Consider the following 24,564-nt stretch of genomic DNA (forward strand, 5'->3'; position numbering starts at 1 on the left):
CTTAATATCTCTCCGATACGATCTTTGCCTGCGTGAACAGCAGCAGGTAATCGCGGCCGCCCGCCTTGGAATCCGTACCCGACATATTGAACCCGCCAAACGGATGGGCGCCAACAAGCGCACCCGTGCATTTGCGGTTTAAATATAAATTGCCTGCCATAAACTCGCGTCGAGCCTGCTCCAGATGCGCCCGGTTTCTCGAGATCACGGCCCCCGTCAAGCCAAATTCCGTATTGTTCGCGATCTCAAGAGCATTCTCGAACGATTCGGCTCTCGTAAAAGCAAGCACCGGGCCAAAAATCTCCTCCAGCGAAATGCGCGCATTCGCATCTACATCCGCAAAGATCGTAGGCTCGATAAAATAACCGACCGAATCATCGGATGCTCCACCGGCGACCAGTCTGCCTTCTCCCTTGCCGATCTCGATATACTCCTGGATTTTGCGGAATGCCTTATCATCGATAACGGCCCCTACATTCGTGCTGGCATCAGCAGGATCGCCTACCTTAAGCCGGTTAGTCCGGTCCAGAACCTTCGCGAGCACTTCGTCGTACACCGCTTCGTGGACGATGGCTCTCGAGCAGGCGGAGCATTTTTGCCCGGAAAAGCCAAAGGCCGAAGCTACAATCGAATCCGCGGCCAGATCCAGATCCGCTTCCGCATCCACGATGATCGCGTCTTTGCCGCCCATTTCGGCAATGACGCGCTTGATCCATTTTTGCCCCGGCTGCGTCTTTGCCGCCCGTTCGTTTATCCTTAATCCAACCTCTCGGGAACCGGTAAAGCTAACGAACCGCGTCAGCGGATGATCCACCAGATAATCGCCAACCTCGCTGCCCGGACCAGGCAAATAATTGACAACGCCCGCAGGGACGCCGGCTTCCTCGAGCAGCTCGAAAAACTGCGCCGCAATAACCGACGTCGGGCTGGCCGGCTTCAGGACAACCGTGTTGCCGCATACGAGAGCGGCCGTAGTCATGCCCGCCATAATAGCGAGAGGGAAATTCCATGGCGGAATGACAATACCGACGCCAAGCGGAATATAATAAAGTTGATTCTCCTCATCGTCAAGAGGAGTCAGAGGCTGCGGCTTGCTTATGCGCTGCAGCTCGCGCGCGTAAAATTCCATAAAGTCTATCGCTTCCGCCGTATCCGCATCTGCCTCGGCTCGCGTTTTGCCCGCTTCAACCGTCATCCATGCGGAAAACTCATGCTTGCGCCGCCGCAGCAGTGCCGCTGCTTTATATAAATACCTGGCCCGTTCGTTTGGCTCGGTAAACTTCCAGCTGTCGAAGGTGCGAGCCGCTGTCTGAATGGCCTCTTCCGCAAGACTGGCATCCGCTTGGGAAACTACGCCGATCACCTGATTTTTGGAGGCCGGATTCGTGGACGGCAAGGTCCGCGTCGTCGTAATCCGGCGGCCACCGATCACCAGCGGATATTCCCTGCCCAGCTTGGAACCCACCAATTCAAGCGCCGCATCGTACGCCTTGTTATTTGCTTCCGACTGAAAGTTCGTGAAAGGTTCATTCTTAAATGTTGCCCTCATACCCGCATCCCCCTTCGATACATGCTCACTATTCCATTTATAGTTCATCCGGCAGGACGTTATGTTTTTTACTTAGAAAGGAGCGATAGACAATGGGTGCAGGCCTTTACCGCCGAACACTGCTAGGCATCACCGGCAACAAGCTTGTGGAGCATCTGTCCATCCGCTACGGCCGCAAGCTCGCTTCCAAATTCATCGCCGGCGACAATCTGGAAGAAGCGATGGATCGAACGGAGGAGCTCAACAGTCAGGGCATTATGGTGACGCTGGACCATCTTGGAGAAGGGATCAAGGACTTGAAGGAAGCCGAGGGCTACAGGGATGAGTACTTAAAGATTGTCCGCGAGATCGCAAGGCGCAAAGTGAATGCCAACGTCTCGCTCAAGCCGACCCAATTCGGTCTTGCGCTGGATAAGGAGCAATGCCACTCCAATATCCGGGCGGTTGTGTCGGAGGCGAAGTACAGCCGGATTTTTGTCCGGCTCGATATGGAGGATACGCCGTATACGCAGGCGACCATCGATCTGGTGCGGAGGCTTCATGCCGGCTGGATGACCAATGTCGGCACCGTCATTCAAGCGTATTTGCACCGGTCCGAAGAGGATGTAAAGGCGCTGAGCAAGGAAAAGGTTAATCTGCGGCTGGTGAAAGGGGCTTACAAAGAGCCCCCGGAGGTGGCGTACCAGAATGCGGGGCAAGTGCTCGGCAACTTCAAAAAGCTTATCGAGCATCGCCTGAAGAACGGAGTATATACGGCCGTTGCCTCGCATGACGATAAGGTCATCAACTTCACCAAGGCTTTCGCCGAGGCGAACAATATCTCGAAGGATGCCTTCGAGTTCCAGATGCTCTACGGCCTTCGCATGGGCAAGCAAGCCGAGCTAGCCCAAGAAGGCTACCGCGTCCGCTGCTACGTGCCGTACGGCACGATGTGGTACCCGTATTACACCCGCCGTTTGGCCGAGAAGCCGGCGAACCTGGTGTTGGTTTTGAGGAATATGTTTAAGTAACCGCAAATTTCAACGATGTACTTTAGTTGAAATTTGTCGGGTAACCGCAAAGTGTAACGGCGCTTATCTGTTACACTTTGTAGGGGACCGCAAGTTTCAAGAATAAACTCTCGCAGCCTCCCTCACCCCGCTAACGAAACGTAGTATCGTTATTTCTGGAAAAAAGGCCGTTTTCTAAATCTAACGAAACCTGGTATCGCTATTCGGTCGTTTTCAAGCCAAATGTAGCTCATTCGCCCCAAATAACGATACTGAGTTCGTTAGAAATCACAGCGGCCCAAAAACCGCCAAATAAGGTGTTATAGTTTCGTTAGCGCCGCGCGAGGGCCCATCCAACGTTGTGCTCAGTAAAATATCACAAAAAGAAATCCCTGCGGGTACGCAGGGATTTCTTTTTTCCGGCTACATGGGCCGAGGTCGTAAGGACTCAAGCGGGCTGCAGGCGGACTCAAAGCCAACGCCCCCCATCCCGGCTAACGAAACGTAGTATCGTTATTTCCGGAAAAACGGCCGTTTTCAGATTCTAACGAAACCTGGTATCGCTATTAGGTCGTTTTCAAGCCAAATGTAGCTCATTTGAATCAAATAACGTTACACAGTTTCGTTAGAGATCATAGCGCCTCCAATAACGCCAAATAAGGTGCTGTAGTTTCGTTAGCGCCGGCGACGCGAAGGCTATCCCACTACCGCCACATCGCTCTACTAGTTGCCCAGCAAAATCAGCTCTTTCGGATAGCTGGTCAGCACGCGGACGGAACCGTCCGCTTGAATGTACACGTCGTCCTCAATCCGGACGCCTCCGATCACCGGATCATAAATGCCCGGTTCAATCGTAAACAGCAGACCCGGCTCGATAACCGATTGATTTTGCCCCGAAACGGAAGGCTGCTCATGCACATCCATGCCAAAGCCATGGCCGAGACGATGCGTGAACAGCGGCCCAAAGCCCTTCTGCTCAATGACGTCGCGGGCCGCTTTATCCACGGAAGCCAGCGTTACGCCTGCTTTGGCCGCCGCGATCCCTGCCATGTTGGCGGCAAGCACCGTATCATAGATGGCGCGCTGCTCTTTGGAAGCCTCCCCCATCACAAACGTTCTCGTAATGTCGGAGCAGTAGCCGCCGGCCTGAACGCCGATATCGATCAGCACAAAGTTGCCATGCTTGATCGTGTCGTAGCCCGGCGTGCCATGCGGCAGCGCGGAACGGGCGCCGGTCAGCACGATGGATTCAAACGCCGGACGGTCCGCGCCAAGCTTGCGCATCTGATACTCGATCTCTGCCGTCAGCTCAAGCTCCGTCATGCCGATTTTGGCATGGGAAGCGGCGTGCGCCACAACCTTTTCCACCATTAGAACGGCATTCTGCACCTTGCTGATTTCTTCCTCGCTTTTTTTCGTGCGCAGGGACAGAATAAAGCCTTCGAGATCAACGAAACGCGCGCCGCCTAAAGCATCCTGAATACGCTCAGCCTTGGCGATCGAGACCGCTTCCTTCTCAATGCCCGCTGCCGCAACACCCGACGCCGTATGCTGCTTCAGCACCTCGTAGGCATTCTGCGTATCCGAGATTGGCACAAGCTTGCCGTTCCCGCCAAACGGCTCCGCCGCCGACAGGTCGAGAAGCGGCATGTACAGCGTCTCCTCCCCCGTCCTCGCATCCAATGCCAACGCTAGGAACCGCTCATGCGGATTGCAGGAAAAGCCCGTAAAATAATATACATTCGTCGGAGACGTGATAAAGGCGATATCGATGCCGTTCTCTTTCAAATAAGCAGCCAGCTGCCCTTTTCTCTGTTGCCAAATGGATTCCATGCATATTCACTCCGTTTCTCAGTAAAAGCTTTCCCTGCTATTATAACGCCGTCTCGCGCGGTAACCAAACCATTCTGCCTCTCCTCTACCATTTTGAAATTCCTCGAAAATAAGTTCATACTATAGCTATAGGGTCCACAGGAAACTATACATAACGTTAACGAGAGAGGAATGAAGCCCCGTGCTGACTTTTGAGCAAAAATTAAACAACTATGCGGACATCATCGTAAAAATCGGAGCGAACATACAACAAGGGCAATCGGTTATGGTTAATGCGACAATTGACGCGCCAGAGCTCGTCCGACTCGTCGTGAAAAAAGCGTACGAAGCCGGTGCCTACCAAGTGAAGGTATTCTGGCATGACGACGCCGTATCCCGCATTCATTATGATCTTGCTTCGCTTGAATCGTTCCTGGAGGAGCCGAAATGGTCCGCCGGCGAAAAGCTCGAGATGGCGGAAAAAGGTGCTGCCTCCATTACGATCGGATCCGCCGATCCCGATCTGCTCCGCGGAGTATCGCAGGAAAAAATCCGCAACGCGGACCGTACGGCGCGCAAAGCTAACGAGAAATACCGTCAAATGTCCCAGGCTTTCAAATTTACCTGGTCGCTGGCAACAGCCCCTTCCGCCGCATGGGCAGCCAAGGTCTTCCCGGATCTTCCGCAGGAAGAGCAAGTCGCAAAGCTGTGGGATACGATCTTCCAAATGGTGCGTGCCGACCAGCCGGATCCAATCGCCGCTTGGGAAGCGCATATTAAGCAGCTGAAATCCAAGGCGCAATATTTGAACGATAAAGCCTATAAATATTTGCATTACGTTGCCCCTGGCACCGACCTGACGCTAGAAATGCCCAAAGATCAAATCTGGCTTGGCGGCAGCAAGCAAAATGAACAAGGCACCTGGTTCGTTCCGAACCTGCCAACCGAAGAAGTCTACTCGGCACCGCTTCGTACCGGCGTAAACGGAACCATCTCCAGCACCAAGCCGCTCAGCTATAACGGCAATATCGTCGACAACTTCTCGTTCACCTTCGAGAACGGCCGCGTGGTCGATTTCAAGGCGGAGCAAGGCGAGGAAGCCATTAAAGGCCTGCTCGATACCGACGACGCAGCGAAGTTCCTCGGCGAAGTTGCCCTAGTGCCGCATACCTCGCCCATTTCGGATTCGAATATTTTGTTCTATAAAACGATCTTCGACGAAAATGCTTCCTGCCACTTGGCTCTGGGCAGCGCCTACGCGTCCTGCATCAAGGGCGGCGCCGGCCTGTCGCGCGAGGAGCTGCTCGAAAGAGGACTGAACCAAAGCATGGCGCATACCGACTTCATGGTAGGCTCCGCCGAGCTCAACCTCTACGGCATCACCGAAGACGGCACCCGCGAGCCCATCTTGGTTAACGGCAACTGGGCGTTTTAATCGATAATGATCCTGCCGAGAAAACATCTCCCTCCAGTTGCTGTTGAAATCGTGAGGGGTAATCGACGGTGATCCTGCCGAGAAAACATCTCCCTCCAGTTGCTGTTGAAATCGAGATATTTGAATAAATTGTCTAAGGTTTTATCTCGATTTCAAAGGCAAGCGTTACACTCTTCCGGGAGATATTTTCTCTTCGGATCCTATCGATTATTTTTTGAAATAAAGGGGTAGAATAGGATTTCAAAACCTGTTCTGCCCCTTTTTCTGCCCACACACCGATTGATAGGTGGAGAAGGAATAGTATCTCATGGAGGAGCGTTAGCGCTTGCCTTTGTTACTCTTGATATTACCGCTGAAAATTCGATCAGAATATCAAGATAACAACAGCAACCGGAAGGAGATACTTTTCTGCGTAACCAGATCAATCTCCCATCCCGATACTTTCCTGCGTAACAACATCAATATATTAGCCGCGACCGAATCTACCTATCAATCATAGACTATACCAGTCTATCAGGAGGAGGCTCCCCCCTTGATTCATCAAAACGTGAAGTCCTACCGCTACCGCGTCGGCCGCAACAACTACATCGTTATTAATATTTATCAGACGGCCAAGGCATCTGCCGAAGCCGGCAACGTGCTCGCGAGCAACGCCGTTAACGTGCAAATTATGAAGCAGCTGGTGAAGCAAAAGAATCGCAAACGTTAATCCGCCTCTACAGTCGTCCATTCCATGGCGAGGAGGTGATTCAAATGGGTCGTAAAAGAACGAAATCCGCTGACAAGAACATTGTCAAATGGAGCAAAGGCACAACCAACGTCCGCGTTGGCCAATCGGCGAACGCAACGATTAACCAAGGCGGCAACGCGTTTGCCATTAACGCTACCGAGATTGGCGTCGTCCGTATCCGTCCTGGCGCGCAGGGCTAATCAGATCCAAAAGAAAGCAGGGCTGTTCGCGTGGAGGTCAAGCTCCGCGCGTCAGCCCTGCTTTTTTCACGATGATCCGCACGACATATAGCACGCTGACCACCGTCATCATATCGAAGCAGACGTTAAACAGGAACAAATGTTTGCCGAGATCCGCCTCCCCGTCGCCAACAAGGGGGACGGTAAAGCCAGACATCCCGACAAGCGCAAGAACAAACAAAGCCTCCAGATACAGCCGCTGCTGCAACGATCTCCAACGCCTTATATACTCGACGGTAAGCACGGCCAGATAAGCCGCGGCAAACGCCGCAATAAACCAAAGTTTGCTCGGCATAACCTTCAGTTTAAACGTACTCCAGGTGCTATAAGCGTAGCTGACCGCCCCGTAAGGCTTGCCCGCCTCCTTCTCGTAGCTTCCCAGATAAAAAGGCCGGATACTCATTCCGTTCTTCGCAGCTCGCTTCAGCTTCTGCAGGAATCTGTCCGGATGTTTTGCGTAATACAGCAGCACATCTTTATGGCTGATCCCCTCAAGCGCCGCAACAATGCGGGGGTCGTTCTGCTTGATTACCGTATCCTTCTGAAAAAAATTCGTTCCGGCATTCACCTTGAATGCCTCCGGCAATCCCAGCTCCCTAAGATCCGACGCCGGGTCCGGCGAGTCCTTGAGTACACCAAAGAACACCGTTTGATACAGGTTAATATGCTTCAGTCCGCTTGGAGCAGCGGCATACATTGTAACGGTAGCAAGCAGCAGCACGGCCGACCAGATTCCGACCGTCCATCGCCATGCCCGGTCAGCACGCAGCTTCCAGTAACGCAAGCCCAGCAGCAGAAGCAGGAGCCCAATTGGGGCGTTTTGCAGCTTCGTGCCGACAAGACAAACCGCCGACAAATAAAAGGCCGTCAGAAGCCAGACCGAAGGCTTGTCCGAATGCGGCAAAGCAAGCGCCAATCCGAACGTAAGCAGCATAAAGATGACGGTGACCGCTTCGCCGAAAAACGAGTTGAAATAAGCGACGTATCCAATATCCAGAAATACAAGCGCCAAGCTTGCGATAAGCACGGTATTAAAGACGATCGAACGCTGCTTATTGAATTTAACGATGACATACAAGGCCGCGACATACAGCACCGAATACAGCAACGATAGGATCCGGATGTCAAACGTCTGCGAGTTGACCGCTCTGCCGATTATTCCCGCAATAAAAACGGGGATGATCTGGGAGGAAATATATCTATCCGCCGAGAACGGCCCGTAATGATACAACCTATGAAAATATCCGAAATACTTGTCCCGGTAAGATTCGCCGGGATCGGCGAAGTCGATACCGCCTGCCAGCATCATACGGTAAAAGTCGCCATTATTCGCAACCCCGACGGGGCTGAAAAATAACAGCGGCAACAAGACAGCGGCTGCAACGATAACGGCCAGCCACTCCAAACGAATCCTTATTTTCAAATAGTACCTCCGACAAATCTCAACATTTTTGCATGTATGACCTGACTTCCGGACTAGGACTTTATGTGGACATCCTCTGTTGTGGATATGTTATTAACTTTATGTAAAGTCCCACTATAATTGGGGATTACTCATGTTGATAATGTGGATAAACCTGTGGATTAATTAAATTGCCCGTACAGGAAAAAGATATAATCCGTTGCAATGCCCGGATGCCCCTGTTGTCTTAGTATTGCCGTCACGTTCCCCCGGTGATACGTACCATGGTTAACAACATGCTGAATAAACCGGGCACCACTTTTTCCCGAACTATCGAAATGAAACCTAATCGAGCGTATAATCGTATGTAGGTGATATAAGCTCCAATATTGAAAATCGAAAATTCCGGGAGGATGTTTAAAATGTCTATTTTCAAACGACTTCGTGACCTTACTTTATCGAATGTATACGCTCTGATCGAGAAAGCGGAAGATCCGATCAAGCTGACTGACCAATATATCCGTGACATGCAAGAAGATCTTGAGGATGCCGAAAAAGCCGTAGCGGCCCAAATCGCTCTCGAGAAAAAATTCAAGCAGCTGTACGAAGAGCAAGCTCAGCTCGTGGAAAAACGCGGCGAGCAAGCGCATATCGCGGCTCAAGCTCAGAACATCGACCTTGCCCGCCGTGCGCTGGAAGAGAAAAAATCGGCTGAAGCGAAAGCCGCCGAATACAAAACAAGCTTTGACAACAACAAAGCGATGGCGGATAACCTCCGCGCGAAGCTCGACGAAATGCGCAAACAGCTGACCGAGATGAAAAACAAACGCGAGACGCTGGTTGCCCGCTACCAAGCGGCCAAAGCGCAAGAGCACATCAACAAATCGCTTGCGGGCTTCAGCTCCGATTCCGCTTCCGCAGGCCTGAAGCGCATGGAAGAAAAAATGCTTCAAGCCGAAGCGCGCGCCGAAGCATCGAACGAACTTGCCCAGTCCAAAGGCAAATCGCTTGACGACGAGTTCGCGGCTCTTGGCAAGGACAAAGCGGTTGAAGACGAGCTGGCCGCTCTGATGAGACAGTACGAAAAGAAGGAATAGCTCCTGCTCGCATGGAATAAAATGGACTGACGCAAACATGTCCGCCGGCGCCATAGCTTAACGGCAGCGCCGGCGGATTTTGCGGTTCTATTACTTTATTGGGGGAAAGATGGTCATGACTTGGACGGATTTGCTTCAAATTCCGGTGTGGACAGGCGCTGGGGCGCTGCTGCTTTTTATCCTCATGTATTTAGACTCATTGTCCACGAAATACCATGATTTTAAGGAAATGAAAGATGGTAATATGGCTGTAGCGGTCCGTTTCGTCATGAAGCTGGGCGCACAGGCCTACATCCTTGCATCGTCGATCGGACAGGCAACGTACATGTGGGAAGCTCTTGTGATCTCGCTTGTATCGTTTATCACCCTGCTGATTGTCGAAGCGATTTTCCGGATTATATTTGGTGCCATTGCCGGCATTCAGCTGGACAAAGGCATTCACGAGGGCAAGGTCGGCTACGCGTTAATCGCCGGGTCCCTTCACATTGCGGGTGCGCTGATTATTGCTTCGGTCTAACAGAACGATCGTACGAAGGAGTAAACCTAGATGAGCATTTTTAAACGGATTAAAAATATTATGGCAAAGCCTGAGCCGGTGAAAGCGGAGAAAAGCATCCTGTCTCTAGCTCCCGGCGATGTATGCGAAGTTTCCCTGGTCACGTATCAAGTTACCGGCAGCAGCCGGAACCGCAGCCGCAACGCGGTTGTGCTGACGCTGCAGGACGGAAGCGACATCCGTTATCTCTCGATTGAAGAACGCGAAAGAACGGTTTTCGCGCTGTACGAGCAAATCGATGGAAGACTGGATACGTTTGACGAAGTACCAACTACCCTTGAGCTGGATGACCGGGCTTATCACATGGAAGAGAACTTCTCGGGTATGATCGCGGCCAACGGCAAAACGCCGTTTATGCAAGGCGGCGAGCAATACGTATGGCAATATCAGTCCGACGATATGAAGCTGCTCCGAGTGGAATGGCTGGACGGACGCTTCATGCTGTATGTCGGCGAATCCGTGCTGCCCGCGGATGTCCGCGTGATCCGGGGCGCATAGGGCGAAGCTATCTTTAAGATTAAGCTTTCGAAGCAAGAATTGCTTCGCAATTCTTTAAGTTTATGCTTTCGAAGTAAGAATTGCTTCGCAATTCTTTTTAGGAGGAGCAAGATGAAGAAGTGGTGGCTTCATAGCATCAAAATTATTCTATTACTCAGCCTCGTCATTCCCATGCTTGCGGCCTGCGCCATCTCCGACACCGTAAAGGAGAAGTACCCGCTTGAATCGGTGAACGGTTCGGGCAGCCAGACGTCTTACGTCTACCGGGCTGCGGACCAGACCGTTCCGGAGGTCGCCAAGCAGCTTGTCGATAAGAAGAAGCCGGAGCAGCAGTCTGCGGAAAGTACCGAGAGGATGTTCCTCGTCTACAGCGATGAGGTCATCCAGATCCAGCAGGCTCCCGATGATCCGTCGGACTCCCTGATCGAGATCGACTCCAAGGAATACGTACGCAACAACTACAGCAGCAGCTTCCTGGAGGGCTACCTGCTCGCCAGCGTGCTGAGCGATCTGTTCGATAACGGCAGGTACGGTCATGGCAATTACCGCGGTTACTCCCAGAAGGATGTCTACAAACCGAAGACCACTTACCATACGCCAACCGATCAGGATCTGAAAAAAGCACCGCCAATGACGGTGAACCGTAGCGGATCCATCTTAAAACGTTCGAAGAACGCCGACTCCACTGCTGTCGGATCAGGCAGCAGCAGCTCCACCGGCAAGACCGGCAAGGTCATTACCGGCGGCTCGTCATCAAGCTCATCGAAGAAGAGCTCGGTCTTCACCAAGCCGAAAAAATCGGCGCCGAAGATCCGGATGGGCTCCGGCCGCGTTTCGCGGCGACGGTGACGATGCGCATGCTTACTGTGAATGGAGCAATAAACACAAATAAACCGCCCGGGCGACCGGGCGGTTTATTTGTGTTCGTCCTATTATATCTTAGAAGCCAATGTCATTCCGTTCCGCGGCTTTTTGAGCGACAAACTCGGTCATTTCCTCGACACCGGCATCCTTGAATTTGTCTTGGGCTTTGTGAAGGATTTTCAAAGCTTCATCATCCGATTTCGCGAAGTAGGCTTTCTGCAATTCCGCGTTAAAATCAAAGCTACCTACCTTGTCGCGATATTGCTGATATTTCGGCCATTCTCTTTCCAGATAAGAGGCGCTTACTTTATCAATGATTTTAATCGGCATTTTCGCCGAGAAGCTTTCCTCCAGCTTATCCCATTGCGTTTTTTGATCATCCGTTTTCGGCCATGTCACCGTATCGGAGAATGCGCCAGTGAATCTGCCCGGCAGGAAGCTAAGTCCTTCGTCGCGCTTCAGGTCCGGATTGTCGTCAAATTGCTTCTTCACGTCCGGAATCCATTGCGGTCTTCCGTCCACCATCGTGTAATCCTTGCCTTCAATACCCCAGTACGCGAGCAGACGGCCTTCGTCGCTGTTTACGAAATCAATATAACGCAGTGCCGCATCCGGGTCTTTGATCTTCGCGCTCAAGAAGATCGCAGGGAATCCGGAACGTCCTGGCTTCTCAACCTGCGTAGCGATTTCGCCATTTTTATTCTTCATTGGACCAAGCAGCTCGTATTGCATTTCCGGATTCGTCTTATACAGCGTTTTGGACAGATCGCCAAGCATAGGCTGAGCTCCGAATACGGCAAGCTTGCCGGTGGTCAGCTTCTCCATCGCTGTCGTGTCGGTGTTGCTGAATGCTTCGGGATCGAACAGTCCGCCCTGGATCAACTTGCGCAAATACATCATTTTGTCTTCTTCGTCTTTGGACAAAGCCCAGAAGGTCAGCTTGCCGTTTTCCTCGCGGAAGTCCGAAATATTGTAACCCGTCCAGCCCTTCGTGAATTGGCTGGAATCCCAACCGTTGTGCAGCGTTCCGGAAGGGATAACCGGCTTGCCGCTAATATCTTTGAAATTGCCGTTTTTGATCTTCTCCAGCAAATCGTACAGCTTATCCTGAGTATCGATATCAGCCGCATTTACATTCAGCGCCTTCAAAATATCGCCGCGGGCATAAAGGCCATAATTCCAGTTATGAATGCTTTCGATCGAACCGTCCGGCGTCTCCGTCGGAATAATATATTGCTTGCCCTTCAGATCAGGGCTATTCATGTCAAACTCGGCAAAGTCCTTCGCTATGCCAGTCGTGACCAGTCTCTTAATATTCGGATATTTATCGAGATAAGGCGTTAAGTCAAGAAGCTGACCTTCCAGAGCGGCTTTTTTGATAACTTGACCTTCACCGCCGGTTGTCGACCAGTACGGAGCGTTTACGATATCCGGAACCGTGCCTGAAGCGAACATGGTATTCAGCTTCTCGACTTCACTTGTCGTGATGGATTCCATCTTGAGCGTGACGCCAGTCTTGTCTCTAATCGCTTTTGCTACCGGATTGTTCTCTTGATCTTGCGGGAAACCCGCTCCGCCGCCATTCCAGGCGCTCAGGAACGTTAACGTGACCTGCTTGGGTGCATCCGCTTCTTTTTGCCCCGTATTCGTTGCATTGCCTGCAGACGCAGACGCATCTGGTGCGTTGTTCCCCCCGTTATCGCTGCACGCTGTCATCGACAATGCAAGCAGCGGGATCGCGGCAGCCAGGCCAAGAGAACCTTTTAATCTGGTTTTACGCATTTGACAAGCCCCTCTCATTTTTTAATTGTATATATAAAAGGCAATGCCTCTTATACCCCTCGCGACTACTCTTTGAGCGAACCTACCAGTACACCCTTTACGAAGAACCGTTGAAGGAACGGATACACGCAAAGGATCGGAGTGGTAATGATGATAACGAACGTCATTCGGAGCGCTTCCGGCGTTACGCCCCGCAGCTCCATTTGGGATTGGCTCATGTTTTGGATGGACGATCCGCCGCTTGAACCCGTCATGGTCTGGAAGGACGCTTCGCTTATCATTTTGTTCAGGAACGTCGCCGCAGGCTGAAGGTTTTCTTTCGAGATGAAGAACTGCCCGGTAAACCAGTCGTTCCACACGCCAACCCCTACAAACAAAGCTATGGTAGCCAATACCGGCATGGAAAGCGGGAGAATGATGCGGGCAAACACCTGCAGTTCGCTTGCCCCGTCGATTCGGGCCGACTCCGACAAGCTGGGAGGGATCCCGTCAAAAAACGTCTTCATGACAATCGCGTTAAAAAAGTCGTACAGCACGGGCAGCACCAGCACCCAATACGTATCGATAATATGAATTTGCCGGTACAAGATGAAGGTCGGAATCAATCCGCCGCTGAACAAGGTCGTAAAGAAGAAGAAAAAGACGATGTATTTCCTTCCCGGCAGACCTTTCCGCGAAAGACCGTAAGCGAGCAAGGAAGTCAGCATGACGGAGCATAGGGTAACGATTACCGTCCTTGAAACGGAAATCCAAAAGGCATTCAAAACCTGCGGATTATTAAATGCCTTGGCGTAGTTCTCAAGCGTAAATACGCGAGGGTATAAGTAAATGCCGCCTTTCATGGCGTCGTAGCCGTCATTAAACGAAAGCGCCAAAAAATAAATAAAGGGGTAGAGTGCCGTCAGGCAAAATAGGAGCAAAACGGTATAATTCAAGGTCGAATATATCTTATCGGCTGCCGACATTCTTCTCGTGCCCATTCCCGCACCTCCTCAAATGAATTGTGAAGCAATAGATTCATGCAGAGATTGCCTTTCATCACCATAAAGACACGTCGCTTACTTTCTTGGCTATCTTGTTGACCGTTATGATGAGGATGAGCGAGATGGCCGATTTGAATAAGCCGATCGCCGTGGAATAAGCGAATTGTCCTTGCTGGATACCCGTCTTAAGCACGTAGGTGTCCAATATCTCAGAGACGCTTAAGGTAGCTGGCGTCTGCATTAGCCATATTTGGTCAAACCCGGCATTCAGAATGCCGCTTAGGGAGAAAATCAGCAGAATGCCGATCGTAGGCACCAAGGTTGGCAGCGTGATTTTGAACAGCTTGCTCCAGCGGCCCGCCCCGTCTATTTCCGCGGCTTCATACAAGTGTGGATCAATGTTGGTTAACGCGGCCAAATAAATGATCGAGCCCCAGCCGATGCCCTTCCAGATGTCGGAGGAAATGACGAGCGGATAAAATAAGGACGGCATTCCCATAAAAAAGATCGAATCGAGCCCCATTTTTTCGCGAATGTCATTCACAAGACCAACGTTGGGAGAAAGAATTTTTTGCATCAGCGTTACGACTACGACCCAGGATACAAAGTGCGGCAGGTAAGAAATCGTTTGGAAGATGCGCTTGATTTTGCTGCGCATCACGGCGTTAAGCATTAAAGCAAGAACTAGCGGTGCCGGGAATCCGAACAGCAGCTTAAGACCGCTGATCGACAGCGTATTTTTGAGAACGGAATAAAAATTGGAATCATTCAAGAACTGCTTGAAAAACCGCAGCCCTTCCCATGGACTTCCCATTATTCCGAGATTGTACTTAAAATCTTTAAATGCGATCAAAACGCCATACATCGGATAATAGCTGAACACCAAATACCAAATAACAGCTGGAAGCATAAACAAGTACGCATGCCTGAAATACCAAACTCTAGACCAAGTCTGGTTCTTTTTTTTGGGTATCGGCATAACTTCGGCTTTTGCCTCATTCACAATCATTGTCTCTTCCACCTCCTAAAATGGATAACACACAATCGCGGAATCGGATAACTCTCCCTCTTAAGGTGAAAGCGGTTTCATATATATTAATATAATATATTTAATATATACAATCAATACGACCAATGAACGAATTTAGGGGGAATTTGGGCAAAAAAGCTTATTTTTTAAACAAAATACAGGTATTTCTTCTTTTTTCTAGCCCACTCATTTCACATTAATCTATATAATATATTAAATATGTTTGTCGCATCATGTAGGATCATGGAGATTTTAGTCGCATTATCGCTAATCCTCGCTTTCGCCGGCAAGACTTTAGACATAGCCTTACGGCGGAAGCGCCATTCTCACAGCCTATGTTCGTCCGCTTATCCGAAGCGTAAGAAAGACAAACATGACCGTAACTTCGCCGTCACATCATTGGTATGCAAGCCCATATACTAGAAGTAACAACACTTGGGTAAGGGGCTGGATGGGCATGAGGAGCAAAGCGCGCAAGATAGCGATCGTCGGGGTTGGCAACGTGGGTTCAAGCTGCGCGTATTCCCTTATCAATCAGTCGATATGCGACGAGATCATGCTAATCGGACGAACTCCTGACAGAGCAGTGGCCCAAGCGCTCGATATGTCGCATGGCATGGAATTTATTCATTCCCGCACGAAGATTTATACCGGTACGTATGAGGATTGCTCGGATATGGACGTCGTTATTTTGTCCGCAGGCGGCTATCCGCCTAAAGGCCAGGACCGGATGGGCATGCTAAGCACGGTCGCAGATATCTATGGCGATATCATTCCGCGGATTATGGGCAGCGGGTTTAACGGTATTTTTCTGGCGGCGGCTAATCCGGTTGACGTGGTTACTTATATCGTATGGAAACTGTCAGGTCTACCCCGAAGCCAGGTTATAGGTTCCGGCACATCCATTGACTCCGCCCGGCTCAAAACGCTGCTCTGCGAGCATTTCTCCGTCGACCCGCGCAGCGTGCACGGCTACGTGCTGGGCGAACACGGGGAATCCCAATTCCCGGCGTGGTCGCATGTGACGATTGGCGGCAAGCCTATTCAAGATATTTTGAACCAGCATCCCGTCCGGTTCGGCCATCTCAAGCTGAATGAAATTGCCGAGCAGACCAAGAATGCAGGCTGGGAAATTTACACCCGCATGGGCTCCACCCATTACGGCATCGGCAATGCGCTTGCTTACATTACCCGCTCCGTTCTGTACGATGAACACCGTATCATCGCCGTCTCCTCTATCCTCGAGCAGGAATACAACCAGACGGGCGTTGCGGCAGGCGTTCCCGCCATCATTACCCGCAGCGGCGTCAAAGAAATTATTGAGCTTAATTTGACGCAGGAGGAGGATCGGCGGATGGATTTTTCATGCCGGATCATTCGCGGGGCAATTGAGCAGTTGAAGCTGGGATGATACAATGGAGGACATCATTTAATCTTAGTATCAGGGAGATAACCGTCCTATGTCTTTGAACCAGCTAACTGATCAACAGCTGCAGGAAGCAATCGCGAGCGGAGGCTCCGTGCTTGTTCTGTACCGCAGCACCTTCTGCACCCCCTGCCATACGATTGCCGGACAGCTCGAGGCCGCCATCCCTTCTCTTCGCGGCGAAATGACCGTTGCTTCGGTCAATATCGATCTGTTCCCGCAGACTGCCGCTCCGCTTGAGCTGCGCGCCGTTCCCGCCATGGCCTTGTATAAGGATGGGGAACCGATTACGGTGATGCGTACTTTCGTGGCTTGCCAGTCGTTTATTCAAATTCTTAACCATCGCATGAAACAATAGATTGATTATTCAGATAACATCAAGTATGATGTTCGTTATATAACATCGAGGAACGGGACAGTAGCAAGGGCGATGACCATGAGCAGCGAGCCGGGGTGGTGAAAGCCGGCGATGGCACCTTTTGCGAAGAGGACCCGGGAGATGGCTCGCCGAACCTTTATACAGTAGGCCTGCCCGGTTCAGAACCGTTACAACGGCGAGATGCTTCCAGCAGCGCGTTTATTTCACATTTCCGCCTGCCTGCAAGCAACAAGAGTGGCACCGCGGGATGAACCCCCGTCTCTTACGAGACGGGGGTTTTATGTTTTATTTTGACCACCATTTTTCGGGAGGCTTGCCTTATGTTAAAAGAAATGATTGCCGTCAGCCTGGCGGAGCACTGCTCTTTATCCAGCCAGCAAATTGAGGAGCTTCTGGAGTTTCCGCCTAACGAGCAGCATGGCGACGTTGCTTTCCCCTGCTTTGCCTTGTCGAAGCTGATGAAGCAAAGCCCGGCGCTAATCGCCGGACAACTGGCGGCTTCCCTGCCGGAGAGCAGCCGGTGGACGATATCCGCTGCCGGTCCCTACCTGAACTTCAAGTTCAACCGCGCCGCGGCAATCGAACAATTCGCACGGAATGGCGGAGCGCAAATACCGCAGATTGGCGGAGGCAAACGCGTTATTATCGACATGTCCTCCCCCAATATCGCCAAGCCGTTTGGCATCGGGCATCTGCGCTCGACGATGATTGGCAACGCCCTTTACAACCTGCTTCGCAAGGTGGGCTACGATACGGTTAACGTTAATCATCTAGGAGACTGGGGAACCCAATTCGGCAAAATGATTACAGCTTACCTGAAATGGGGAGACCCCGCCGGCAAAGCCGAGGATCCGATTAAAGCCTACCTCGAGCTATATGTTCGTTTCCATGAGGAATCGGAGCACCAGCCGGATCTGGAGTCGGAAGCACGGGAATGGTTCGTCAAGCTGGAGAGCGGCGACCCGGAAGCCAACCGCTATTGGCGAATGTTTATCGAGGACAGTCTAGCCGCCTTCAACAAGCTGTACGACCGCCTCGGCGTAGCTTTCGACCATTACCTTGGCGAAAGCTTCTATAACGACAAGATGGATGCGGTAGTCGATCAACTGACCCGTCAAGGCTTGCTCCAGGAGAGCGATGGCGCGTTAGTTGTGCGGCTGGATGAAGAAGGACTTCCTCCTTGCATCATCAAAAAATCCGATGGCTCCTCGATCTACGCCACGCGCGATCTAGCCACCGCGATCTACCGGCACGATCAGATGTTGGGCAATGAACTGCTGTATGTGGTTGGCGCGGAGCAATCCTTGCATTTCCGCCAGTTATTCCTGGTGCTCGAGCGGATGGGCTTCGATTGGGCGAAAGAATGCAAGCATATCCCGTTTGGCCTGATGCTGATGGACGGGCAAAAAATGTCTACACGCAGAGGAAAGGTCGTCTTCCTGGAGGATGTTCTAGATGAAGCGGCAGCTCATGCTCTTCGCATTATCGAGGACAAGAACCCTGCTCTCACCGGTAAAGCCGAGGTTGCGGAAGCCGTTGGCGTTGGCGCCGTTATCTTTGGCGACTTGCTCCACTCGCGGCTCCATGAAATAAACTTCTCGCTCGAGGACGTCGTTAACTTCGAAGGCGAGACGGGGCCTTACGTGCAATATACTTACGCAAGAACGCAAAGCTTGCTTCGCAAGGCGGGCAGCAGCGCTCCTGCAGAACCCGGTGGATATGCCGATGCAGCCGATTACCGCTATGCCGAAAGCGACCCATCCTGGCAGCTGGCGAAGGCCTTGATGCGCTATCCGGATGCGCTTGCGCAAGCAGCGCAGCGTTATGAGCCTTCCGTTGCCGCCCGTTATCTGATCGAGCTCGCCCAGACGTTTAACCGGTTCTATCACCACGAGAAAATCATTACCGGGAATCCGGCCGAACAAGCCGCGAAGCTGGCGCTTGTCCGCATGACGGCCGATACTCTCGAAGACGGATTAAAGCTGCTGGGAGTCAAAGCGCTGAAGGAAATGTGATGCGCAAAGGGGCAGCCGCTTATTGATTGCGGACTGCCCCTTCGCTTTTGATCATAGCTTGCTCTGCTTGCTTTGCTGGATATCGTATTCCTCTGCATAATTGCGGTACTCTGCACCACGGCAATAGTTGATGATATCCTCTTGAATCTCCGGATACAGCACAATGGCAGGCAGCTCCGAAATCGGGATCCATTTGACTCCAATCTGAGTGGAATCAGGAATATCCGGGAATTGGGGGGATGAACCTTTTTTTAGCTTGCATGCAAATGTAACCCCTACCGAATGCGTATCTCCGTAAATGTAATTATTTTTTACCGGCTGATATTCGTAAACAAACGCTACGGGACCAACTTCCACCTCAACGCAAGCCTCTTCCATAGCTTCCCGTTTCGCGGCTTCCACGAGCGTTTCCCCGGGTTCAACGCCGCCCGCCGGCAGATTATAATGCACGCCTTCGTCATTATCGTTCTTGAACTCGATCAATAGAATCGCGTCGTCCTCCACAATTAATGCGCATGCCCGAAGACGAATTTTCTCCAAGGTATCCCCTGCCTTCGATTATTATTGTTCCAGCGCTCCATATTCTTTTCCCCAATCGCAACTTTCCTTGTTTTTCCAAAAGTATATAGTTATAGGTTTATACAGCGGATCATGAGACGGATTGAAAGCGGGGTGTACGCATATTGAAATGGAAATTAGCTTGGAAAATAGCTGCCGGCGTTCTCGCCGCAGTTATCCTTTTTACCGCGGTGCAGCTAATCCAGCTCTACCATAACCGCAGCTCTGCGGTATATCAGCGAATTATTAACCAAGACGGGTACAGTCTCTCGTTGGTTAAGGAAGGCGTCGCTGTAGAGTTTTTTCTGAAGCCGGAATGGATTCCGAAGGAGATTGGCGAAACCAAGCTTAATCTTGTAATAGCGAAGAAGTTTGATTCGGATATTGTGTTGGAGAAGGTCGGCAAACGCGAAAAGGATTTGTATATCCAGCTTAATGTCGTTCCGCATCCGAACCCGAAATCCGGGCAGCTTTTGAATATTTCCCATATTACTAACGATAGTTTTACCCATACAAACGGCCCAGAGTGGATAATTACCGATACAAGCGGGAAAGACGTGCTAGGAGGAACTTACGGAGGCGGCGAAGGTCCAGGAAATGCTATATCCGTTGATATTCCTGACACGCAGCTCGCAAAGTTTGCTCAAGGGGTTCATGTCCGGTACTCAGGTTTTTATTTATACGGGTATACGAAGCTGAACCAATCGACCATTTCGATTTGGCTGTCCGCCCTTTTCCCCCTCATCGTTATTGGCTGTCTGATTATGCTTTACCGCAAACGCTCGGAACCGGAGAAACACCTGGGCTGGAAGCTTATCGGACATATGCTGCTTGGCGGTTTTACGTTTACCTTAAACGGTTTGCGGCTGCCGCTTGGTTTTGTAGTATACCTGTTATTTTTCCGAAAACCAAGGCCTAATCTTTCCGTTAAGGATAAGGCTGCCCTGCTTGGTTTAGCCATGTATGTCTTGCAAATCGTGATGCCTCCTGTTATGAATCATTTCGATTCCGTACCTAAGCAGAGCATTTTGCGTCATGTATCGGTCGAACAGCTTGGAGTGGATGGCTTGTTGAAGATGGTAATCGCCCGCGCGCCGGTAAGCAATCAGGCCCGAATTGAGAGCTTTGAAACCGTGTTGGACGAATATGGCGAAGTGAAGGAGCTATTGTTCCAATTCGTTGATTCTGTTGCAAATGGCCGCTATACCCACATAAGCGCTGTCTACCATGCTTCGGAACAATCCGTTACGCTGAAGCGCAGCACATCGGATGGATGGCTGCAATTTCCACAAACCATCCTGGCAGATAACTTCATCAATAAAGTTCAGGAGCTTGCATTGTTGAAGCTGAAACCCGCAGGCGGCGATCACCGTTATGTAAAGATTGAATTGGATCCGTTATTCGGGAGCTATGCGATGAAAAGTGAGTCTAACTTCGGAATTGATGAAAAGGGCGTCTACTCCATTGGAGATAATCAGCTTCCGGTGACGACAACCCGCTTAATCGTATGCGCGCCGCAGTCCTTAGATAGAATGTCCGCGTGCGAGGACCAGATCAATTATTACTTTAACATCGTAGAAGGCGGAGAGCGGAAATAATAGCTGTGGCAAAACGACAAACGGCTTCTGCCCGGGTGAATCGCCGTCCTTGAGGACAATGGTTCACACGTGGCAGAAGCCGTTTCATCATTTTAGAAAGCTTAAGCTCTCATGGAAGCAGGAATAAAATCATGCTCATTCACTTGACGGTCGAACAGCTCTGCATTTTTCTCAAAGCAGCCGCAGTAGTAGTCTTTCATGCACAGCGGGCATGGAACGTTGAGCAGACGCGTTACGCCTGTCAGATGCCACTCTGGTTTGTTGCTGTAGAAAAGTCTTGCTCTGGAGCCGTCGGCAAGCGTCATAATGTACTGGAATAAACCGGATTTCAGGTCTTTGTCCGCTAAGGTTACGCTCTTAATTTGAAGTTTCGAATTCAAGATCTTCACCCTTACTATTCGTATTCAAGCTTGTGTAATAATACCCTTTATAGCGCCTGAAGTCAATATTTGCGGCATGGGATGCGGCTCTGACGCCTACTGTACTTATTTTTGTAACAGTTCGCAAATTAGGGTATAATCAAGGTTGCACATACTTACATGCACAGGAGGTGCACCGCACTCATGATCAAACTGGGTATTCTCGACCAGTCACATATTAACGAAGGTCAGAAAGCGGCTTCCACGCTGGCGGACACGACCCGTCTGGCACAAGAAGCGGAAAGACTGGGATACGGCCGTTACTGGATCTCCGAGCATCATGCCGGCAAAATGCTATCCTTCTCCAGCCCGGAGATTCTGATCGCCCATCTGGCTGCGGCAACCTCGCGCATCCGCGTAGGCTCCGGCGGCATCATGCTGCCACATTACAGCTCCTACAAGGTTGCGGAGAACTTCAAGCTGCTCGAAGCTCTTCATCCTGGCCGAATCGATGTTGGCCTTGGCCGTGCCCCCGGCGGCATGCCAACGGCGACCCGTGCGCTTCAGGAAAACAAGTTTGTGGATATTAACAAGTATCCACAGCAAATTATCGATTTAATCGGTTACCTCCGGGGAAAAATGCCGGAAGGCCATCCTTTTGCCGGATTGCATGCCGCTCCTTCCATCGAGCAGGTACCCGAGGTCTGGCTGCTTGGCTCGAGCTACGAGAGCGCCCGGATTGCCGCGCAGCTTGGAACGAACTACGCGTTTGCGCAGTTTTTCGGTACGCCGGGCGGCGAGACCGCGATGAAGCATTACCATGAGAACTTCGAGCCGTCCGTGCTGTACGACAAGCCGCATTCGATGATCGCCGTGCTGGCTATCTGCGCGGATACGGAGGAAGAGGCTAACGAGCTTGCGCTCAGCACGGATCTATTCTTCCTTCTGCTGGAGAACGGCATCGACCAGCTCAGCTTCCCATCCGTAAAGACGGCTTACGATTATCCGTATACGGAGTCCGACCTGTACCGGATTAACCGAGCTCGCGAGCGGAGAGTTATCGGCACGCCGGAACAGGTCAAAGCCGGCATCCTGAAGATGGCCGAGCAATACCAGGCCGATGAAGTGCTTGTCATGAGCTCGATCCACAACTTCGAAGCTCGCAAGAAGTCGTACCGATTGATTGCCGAGGCGTTTGAGCTGCAGGGAGAAATATAAATCTGCGATCCACGTTGGATTCGATCCAATAAAATAACAAAAAAAAGAGGCGAATAGAGGCTACGCTGGATTCTGTCCAGCGTAATGCGCTCCATTCGCCTCTTTGCTTCAAAAACAGCCGATTTTAATGGACGAAATCCAACGTAGGAACATTCAACCGTTTCTACAGCTGATTTCACTGGATGAAATCCATTGTAGCAGATACATGCTTTCTGAGACGGCATAGGAAGTTACTCCGGTCGGTTCGCCAGCTAGCTGAGTATCCGACTCCGATCAGAAATGGCCGTCCCGAGTTACTCCTCGTAGATCATTTTCCGCGTCATGCCACCGTCGACTACGAGATTGATGCCGGTTACGAAATCATTCTCCGGATCGGTCAAATAGAAGCAAGCACGCACGATATCATCGGGTCTGCCTACTCGTCCGGCCGGATGCTGCGAATGATCCTTCCGCCGCAGCGCCTCGTAATCGCCGTTCTCGATCCAGCCCGGGCTGATCGCATTGACTTGTACATGATCCGGTCCTAAGGATACGGCCAGCGCATGCGTCAACGCGACGATGCCGCCTTTGGAAGCCGCATACGCCTCGGAATTCGGCTCGGACATCAGCGCCCTCGTGGAGGCCAGATTTACAATCGAGCCTCCCCCGCTTACTCGCATGCGTTTGCCCGCTTCTTTGGCGCAGAGAAAGGTTCCCCGCAGGTTAGTGTTGAGTACGTAATCCCACTCGTCCAGGCTCAGGTCAAAGGGCGATTTCCACTTCCCCAAGCCCGCATTGTTGATTAACACGTCGATTCGCCCGTACTGCTCGTCAATTGCCGCGAATGCAGCCTCAATCTCCTCCGGGCGGCTAATATCTACCGTTAATCCAATGGCGTGACCGCCTGCCTCAACAATACGGTCCACCGTATGCTTCACGAGCTCGCCGTCACGGTCAACGACCGCAACGTGCGCTCCCGCGGATGCGTAGGCAACGGCCAGCGCCGCGCCGATCCCCTTGCCCGCACCCGTTATAACAGCAACTTTCCCTTCATATTTCATCCTATCCGACTCCCGTCTTAGTATAATATCCGCCATAAATAAAATGTCGCGTAGGATTCCCAGCCCTTCCAGCCTTCCGCCATTCGCCTGATCTCGCTGATGGCCGGCTTCGCCTCACTGCCCGTCAAGGCTTTAATCGAATTATGAAGACCCACATCCGCGATCGGAAAAGCATTCGGCAAGCGCAGACAACGCATAAGCACGTAATTAGCCGTCCAAGGTCCAATGCCGCGGATTCCCGTCAGCTGCTTTTCGATTGCAGCAAAATCACCAAGCGCAAGCAGGCTTTGCTTGTCTAAAGAGCCTTCTGCCATAAGCTTGGCTACGCCGATAAGATACTCGGATTTTTTGCCCGTCATTTGCATGGACGCCATATCTTCCGGCTTTAACGCCGCAATAATCCCGGGAACCGGAAACTGCCAGAACGTCCTGCCCTCCCGCACTACGCTTTGCCCGTAAGCTTCCACGAAGCGCCGCTTGAGAGTATAAGCAAAAGCCAGATTAATCTGCTGCCCGATAATTCCCCAGCATAACGCCTCGAATAAATCCGAAATTCCGACACTTCGCAAGCCATGAAAACGTCCAATCGTATGAACCAGCAGCGGGTCCTTCTCCGCCATTTCGTAAAAAGGCAGCAAATCCGTATCGAAATCAAACCACTCGCGGATGTAAGCTTCGATCCCCCGCTGCCGTTCATCGCTAACCCGTTCCTCGCCAATGACCCGTACAAGCAGTCCGCCATTGCCGGACTCCCGGATCTCAACCGCCGCGGGTTCTTCCCCGCTGTCCGATGGAATAAGCCGGTAAACGGTATCCCCTTCCACCTGATACAGCGGCTCGTTCGCCGATCTTCGCAAATAATTGACCGTCTCTTTATAACTGAAGGGCTCCGGCGTTTCAATATGCAGCAGCACTGATTCCGTCATGGACATCCTTCCCTTTTTCTCTATTCTTCTTACATTCTACTCCATTCATTGAACCACACCAAATCGCTCCGCCGCTTTC

At 51.4% G+C, this 24,564-nt stretch carries 23 protein-coding genes, 1 pseudogene and 1 other annotated feature; of the genes and pseudogenes, 13 read left to right on the forward strand and 11 right to left on the reverse strand.

The features are described 5' to 3' along the window. Window position 1: 1 nt before the first annotated feature. Entirely contained in the window at window positions 2-1,549 is a 1,548-nt protein-coding gene (pruA, locus tag ACR9FF_RS25835) for an L-glutamate gamma-semialdehyde dehydrogenase (RefSeq protein WP_435166312.1), read from the reverse strand. 92 nt (window positions 1,550-1,641) lie between these two features. On the opposite strand from pruA, the gene ACR9FF_RS25840 reads away from it, so the two are divergent. Continuing rightward, complete coding sequence (locus tag ACR9FF_RS25840; RefSeq protein WP_127495392.1) at window positions 1,642-2,559, forward strand: proline dehydrogenase family protein; 918 nt, start codon at window positions 1,642-1,644, stop codon at window positions 2,557-2,559. Window positions 2,560-3,261: 702 nt separating this feature from the next. Here the strand turns inward: ACR9FF_RS25840 and ACR9FF_RS25845 are convergent. Continuing rightward, window positions 3,262-4,371: a M24 family metallopeptidase gene (locus ACR9FF_RS25845; protein WP_435166316.1), complete on the reverse strand. Its 1,110-nt coding sequence runs from the start codon at window positions 4,369-4,371 to the stop codon at window positions 3,262-3,264. Window positions 4,372-4,552: 181 nt separating this feature from the next. Here ACR9FF_RS25845 and ACR9FF_RS25850 point away from each other — a divergent pair, with 181 nt between their 5' ends. From ACR9FF_RS25850 to ACR9FF_RS25860, 3 genes are all read left to right on the forward strand, one after another. Then, window positions 4,553-5,785: an aminopeptidase gene (locus tag ACR9FF_RS25850; protein ID WP_435166318.1), complete on the forward strand. Its 1,233-nt coding sequence runs from the start codon at window positions 4,553-4,555 to the stop codon at window positions 5,783-5,785. A gap of 532 nt (window positions 5,786-6,317) precedes the next feature. Next, on the forward strand, window positions 6,318-6,494 hold the full coding sequence (locus ACR9FF_RS25855) for a hypothetical protein (protein WP_435166321.1): 177 nt from the start codon (window positions 6,318-6,320) through the stop codon (window positions 6,492-6,494). Between the two features lie 44 nt (window positions 6,495-6,538). Beyond that, window positions 6,539-6,715 (forward strand): hypothetical protein, encoded by a 177-nt coding sequence (locus tag ACR9FF_RS25860; RefSeq protein WP_167200763.1) that lies wholly within the window; start codon window positions 6,539-6,541, stop codon window positions 6,713-6,715. A 37-nt stretch (window positions 6,716-6,752) separates the two neighbouring features. Here the strand turns inward: ACR9FF_RS25860 and ACR9FF_RS25865 are convergent, their stop codons facing one another. Beyond that, window positions 6,753-8,177, reverse strand: coding sequence for a hypothetical protein (locus tag ACR9FF_RS25865; RefSeq protein WP_435166324.1), 1,425 nt, complete (start codon window positions 8,175-8,177; stop codon window positions 6,753-6,755). Window positions 8,178-8,338: 161 nt separating this feature from the next. After that, window positions 8,339-8,512 (reverse strand): annotated as a pseudogene (locus ACR9FF_RS25870) (DinB family protein); the annotation flags it as partial. Between the two features lie 66 nt (window positions 8,513-8,578). Here ACR9FF_RS25870 and ACR9FF_RS25875 point away from each other — a divergent pair. The 4 genes from ACR9FF_RS25875 to ACR9FF_RS25890 all read left to right on the forward strand — a co-directional run bounded on the left by ACR9FF_RS25875 (window position 8,579) and on the right by ACR9FF_RS25890 (window position 11,156). Further along, window positions 8,579-9,253 (forward strand): PspA/IM30 family protein, encoded by a 675-nt coding sequence (locus ACR9FF_RS25875; protein WP_127495396.1) that lies wholly within the window; start codon window positions 8,579-8,581, stop codon window positions 9,251-9,253. Between the two features lie 115 nt (window positions 9,254-9,368). Then, window positions 9,369-9,770, forward strand: coding sequence for a DUF350 domain-containing protein (locus ACR9FF_RS25880; RefSeq protein WP_127495397.1), 402 nt, complete (start codon window positions 9,369-9,371; stop codon window positions 9,768-9,770). A 30-nt stretch (window positions 9,771-9,800) separates the two neighbouring features. Further along, on the forward strand, window positions 9,801-10,307 hold the full coding sequence (locus ACR9FF_RS25885) for a DUF4178 domain-containing protein (RefSeq protein WP_201008341.1): 507 nt from the start codon (window positions 9,801-9,803) through the stop codon (window positions 10,305-10,307). 111 nt (window positions 10,308-10,418) lie between these two features. After that, window positions 10,419-11,156 (forward strand): DUF4247 domain-containing protein, encoded by a 738-nt coding sequence (locus tag ACR9FF_RS25890; protein WP_201008340.1) that lies wholly within the window; start codon window positions 10,419-10,421, stop codon window positions 11,154-11,156. Between the two features lie 90 nt (window positions 11,157-11,246). On the opposite strand, the gene ACR9FF_RS25895 is transcribed toward ACR9FF_RS25890, so the two are convergent. The 3 genes from ACR9FF_RS25895 to ACR9FF_RS25905 form a co-directional block, all read right to left on the reverse strand. Further along, the gene (locus ACR9FF_RS25895; protein WP_127495400.1) at window positions 11,247-12,953 is read right to left on the reverse strand and encodes an extracellular solute-binding protein; all 1,707 of its coding nucleotides are present in this window, start codon (window positions 12,951-12,953) and stop codon (window positions 11,247-11,249) included. Between the two features lie 65 nt (window positions 12,954-13,018). Further along, the gene (locus tag ACR9FF_RS25900; protein ID WP_435166330.1) at window positions 13,019-13,933 is read right to left on the reverse strand and encodes a carbohydrate ABC transporter permease; all 915 of its coding nucleotides are present in this window, start codon (window positions 13,931-13,933) and stop codon (window positions 13,019-13,021) included. 58 nt (window positions 13,934-13,991) lie between these two features. Further along, window positions 13,992-14,945 carry an ABC transporter permease gene (locus ACR9FF_RS25905; RefSeq protein ID WP_127495402.1) on the reverse strand — a complete coding sequence of 318 codons (954 nt, stop codon included), beginning with the start codon at window positions 14,943-14,945 and terminating at the stop codon, window positions 13,992-13,994. 478 nt (window positions 14,946-15,423) lie between these two features. Here ACR9FF_RS25905 and ACR9FF_RS25910 point away from each other — a divergent pair, with 478 nt between their 5' ends. The 3 genes from ACR9FF_RS25910 to argS all read left to right on the forward strand — a co-directional run bounded on the left by ACR9FF_RS25910 (window position 15,424) and on the right by argS (window position 18,786). Beyond that, window positions 15,424-16,377, forward strand: a complete 954-nt coding sequence (locus ACR9FF_RS25910) for an L-lactate dehydrogenase (RefSeq protein ID WP_127495403.1) — start codon at window positions 15,424-15,426, stop codon at window positions 16,375-16,377. 49 nt (window positions 16,378-16,426) lie between these two features. Then, window positions 16,427-16,750, forward strand: coding sequence for a thioredoxin family protein (locus ACR9FF_RS25915; RefSeq protein ID WP_127495404.1), 324 nt, complete (start codon window positions 16,427-16,429; stop codon window positions 16,748-16,750). Between the two features lie 39 nt (window positions 16,751-16,789). Beyond that, window positions 16,790-17,037: a binding site (T-box leader), on the forward strand. A 54-nt stretch (window positions 17,038-17,091) separates the two neighbouring features. Next, a complete protein-coding gene (argS, locus tag ACR9FF_RS25920; protein WP_435166336.1) occupies window positions 17,092-18,786 on the forward strand; it encodes an arginine--tRNA ligase in 1,695 nt (564 codons plus the stop codon). 51 nt (window positions 18,787-18,837) lie between these two features. On the opposite strand, the gene ACR9FF_RS25925 is transcribed toward argS, so the two are convergent. Further along, window positions 18,838-19,326, reverse strand: coding sequence for an NUDIX domain-containing protein (locus tag ACR9FF_RS25925; RefSeq protein WP_435166339.1), 489 nt, complete (start codon window positions 19,324-19,326; stop codon window positions 18,838-18,840). A gap of 143 nt (window positions 19,327-19,469) precedes the next feature. Between ACR9FF_RS25925 and ACR9FF_RS25930 the strand changes: the two genes are divergently transcribed. Continuing rightward, the gene (locus ACR9FF_RS25930) at window positions 19,470-20,942 is read left to right on the forward strand and encodes a hypothetical protein (protein WP_435166342.1); all 1,473 of its coding nucleotides are present in this window, start codon (window positions 19,470-19,472) and stop codon (window positions 20,940-20,942) included. Between the two features lie 101 nt (window positions 20,943-21,043). Here ACR9FF_RS25930 and ACR9FF_RS25935 read toward each other — a convergent pair whose 3' ends face one another. Further along, a complete protein-coding gene (locus ACR9FF_RS25935; RefSeq protein WP_041613660.1) occupies window positions 21,044-21,322 on the reverse strand; it encodes a hypothetical protein in 279 nt (92 codons plus the stop codon). A gap of 183 nt (window positions 21,323-21,505) precedes the next feature. On the opposite strand from ACR9FF_RS25935, the gene ACR9FF_RS25940 reads away from it, so the two are divergent. Beyond that, window positions 21,506-22,519, forward strand: a complete 1,014-nt coding sequence (locus ACR9FF_RS25940) for an LLM class flavin-dependent oxidoreductase (protein WP_435166345.1) — start codon at window positions 21,506-21,508, stop codon at window positions 22,517-22,519. A gap of 293 nt (window positions 22,520-22,812) precedes the next feature. Here the strand turns inward: ACR9FF_RS25940 and ACR9FF_RS25945 are convergent, their stop codons facing one another. Both ACR9FF_RS25945 and ACR9FF_RS25950 read right to left on the reverse strand, forming a co-directional pair. After that, window positions 22,813-23,559, reverse strand: coding sequence for an SDR family NAD(P)-dependent oxidoreductase (locus ACR9FF_RS25945; RefSeq protein ID WP_435166348.1), 747 nt, complete (start codon window positions 23,557-23,559; stop codon window positions 22,813-22,815). Window positions 23,560-23,576: 17 nt separating this feature from the next. After that, entirely contained in the window at window positions 23,577-24,485 is a 909-nt protein-coding gene (locus ACR9FF_RS25950) for a DNA-3-methyladenine glycosylase family protein (protein WP_435166351.1), read from the reverse strand. Window positions 24,486-24,564 lie beyond the last annotated feature (79 nt).

It is taken from the genome of Paenibacillus glycanilyticus (assembly GCF_051200795.1).
Classification (GTDB): Bacteria; Bacillota; Bacilli; order Paenibacillales; family Paenibacillaceae; genus Pristimantibacillus; species Pristimantibacillus glycanilyticus.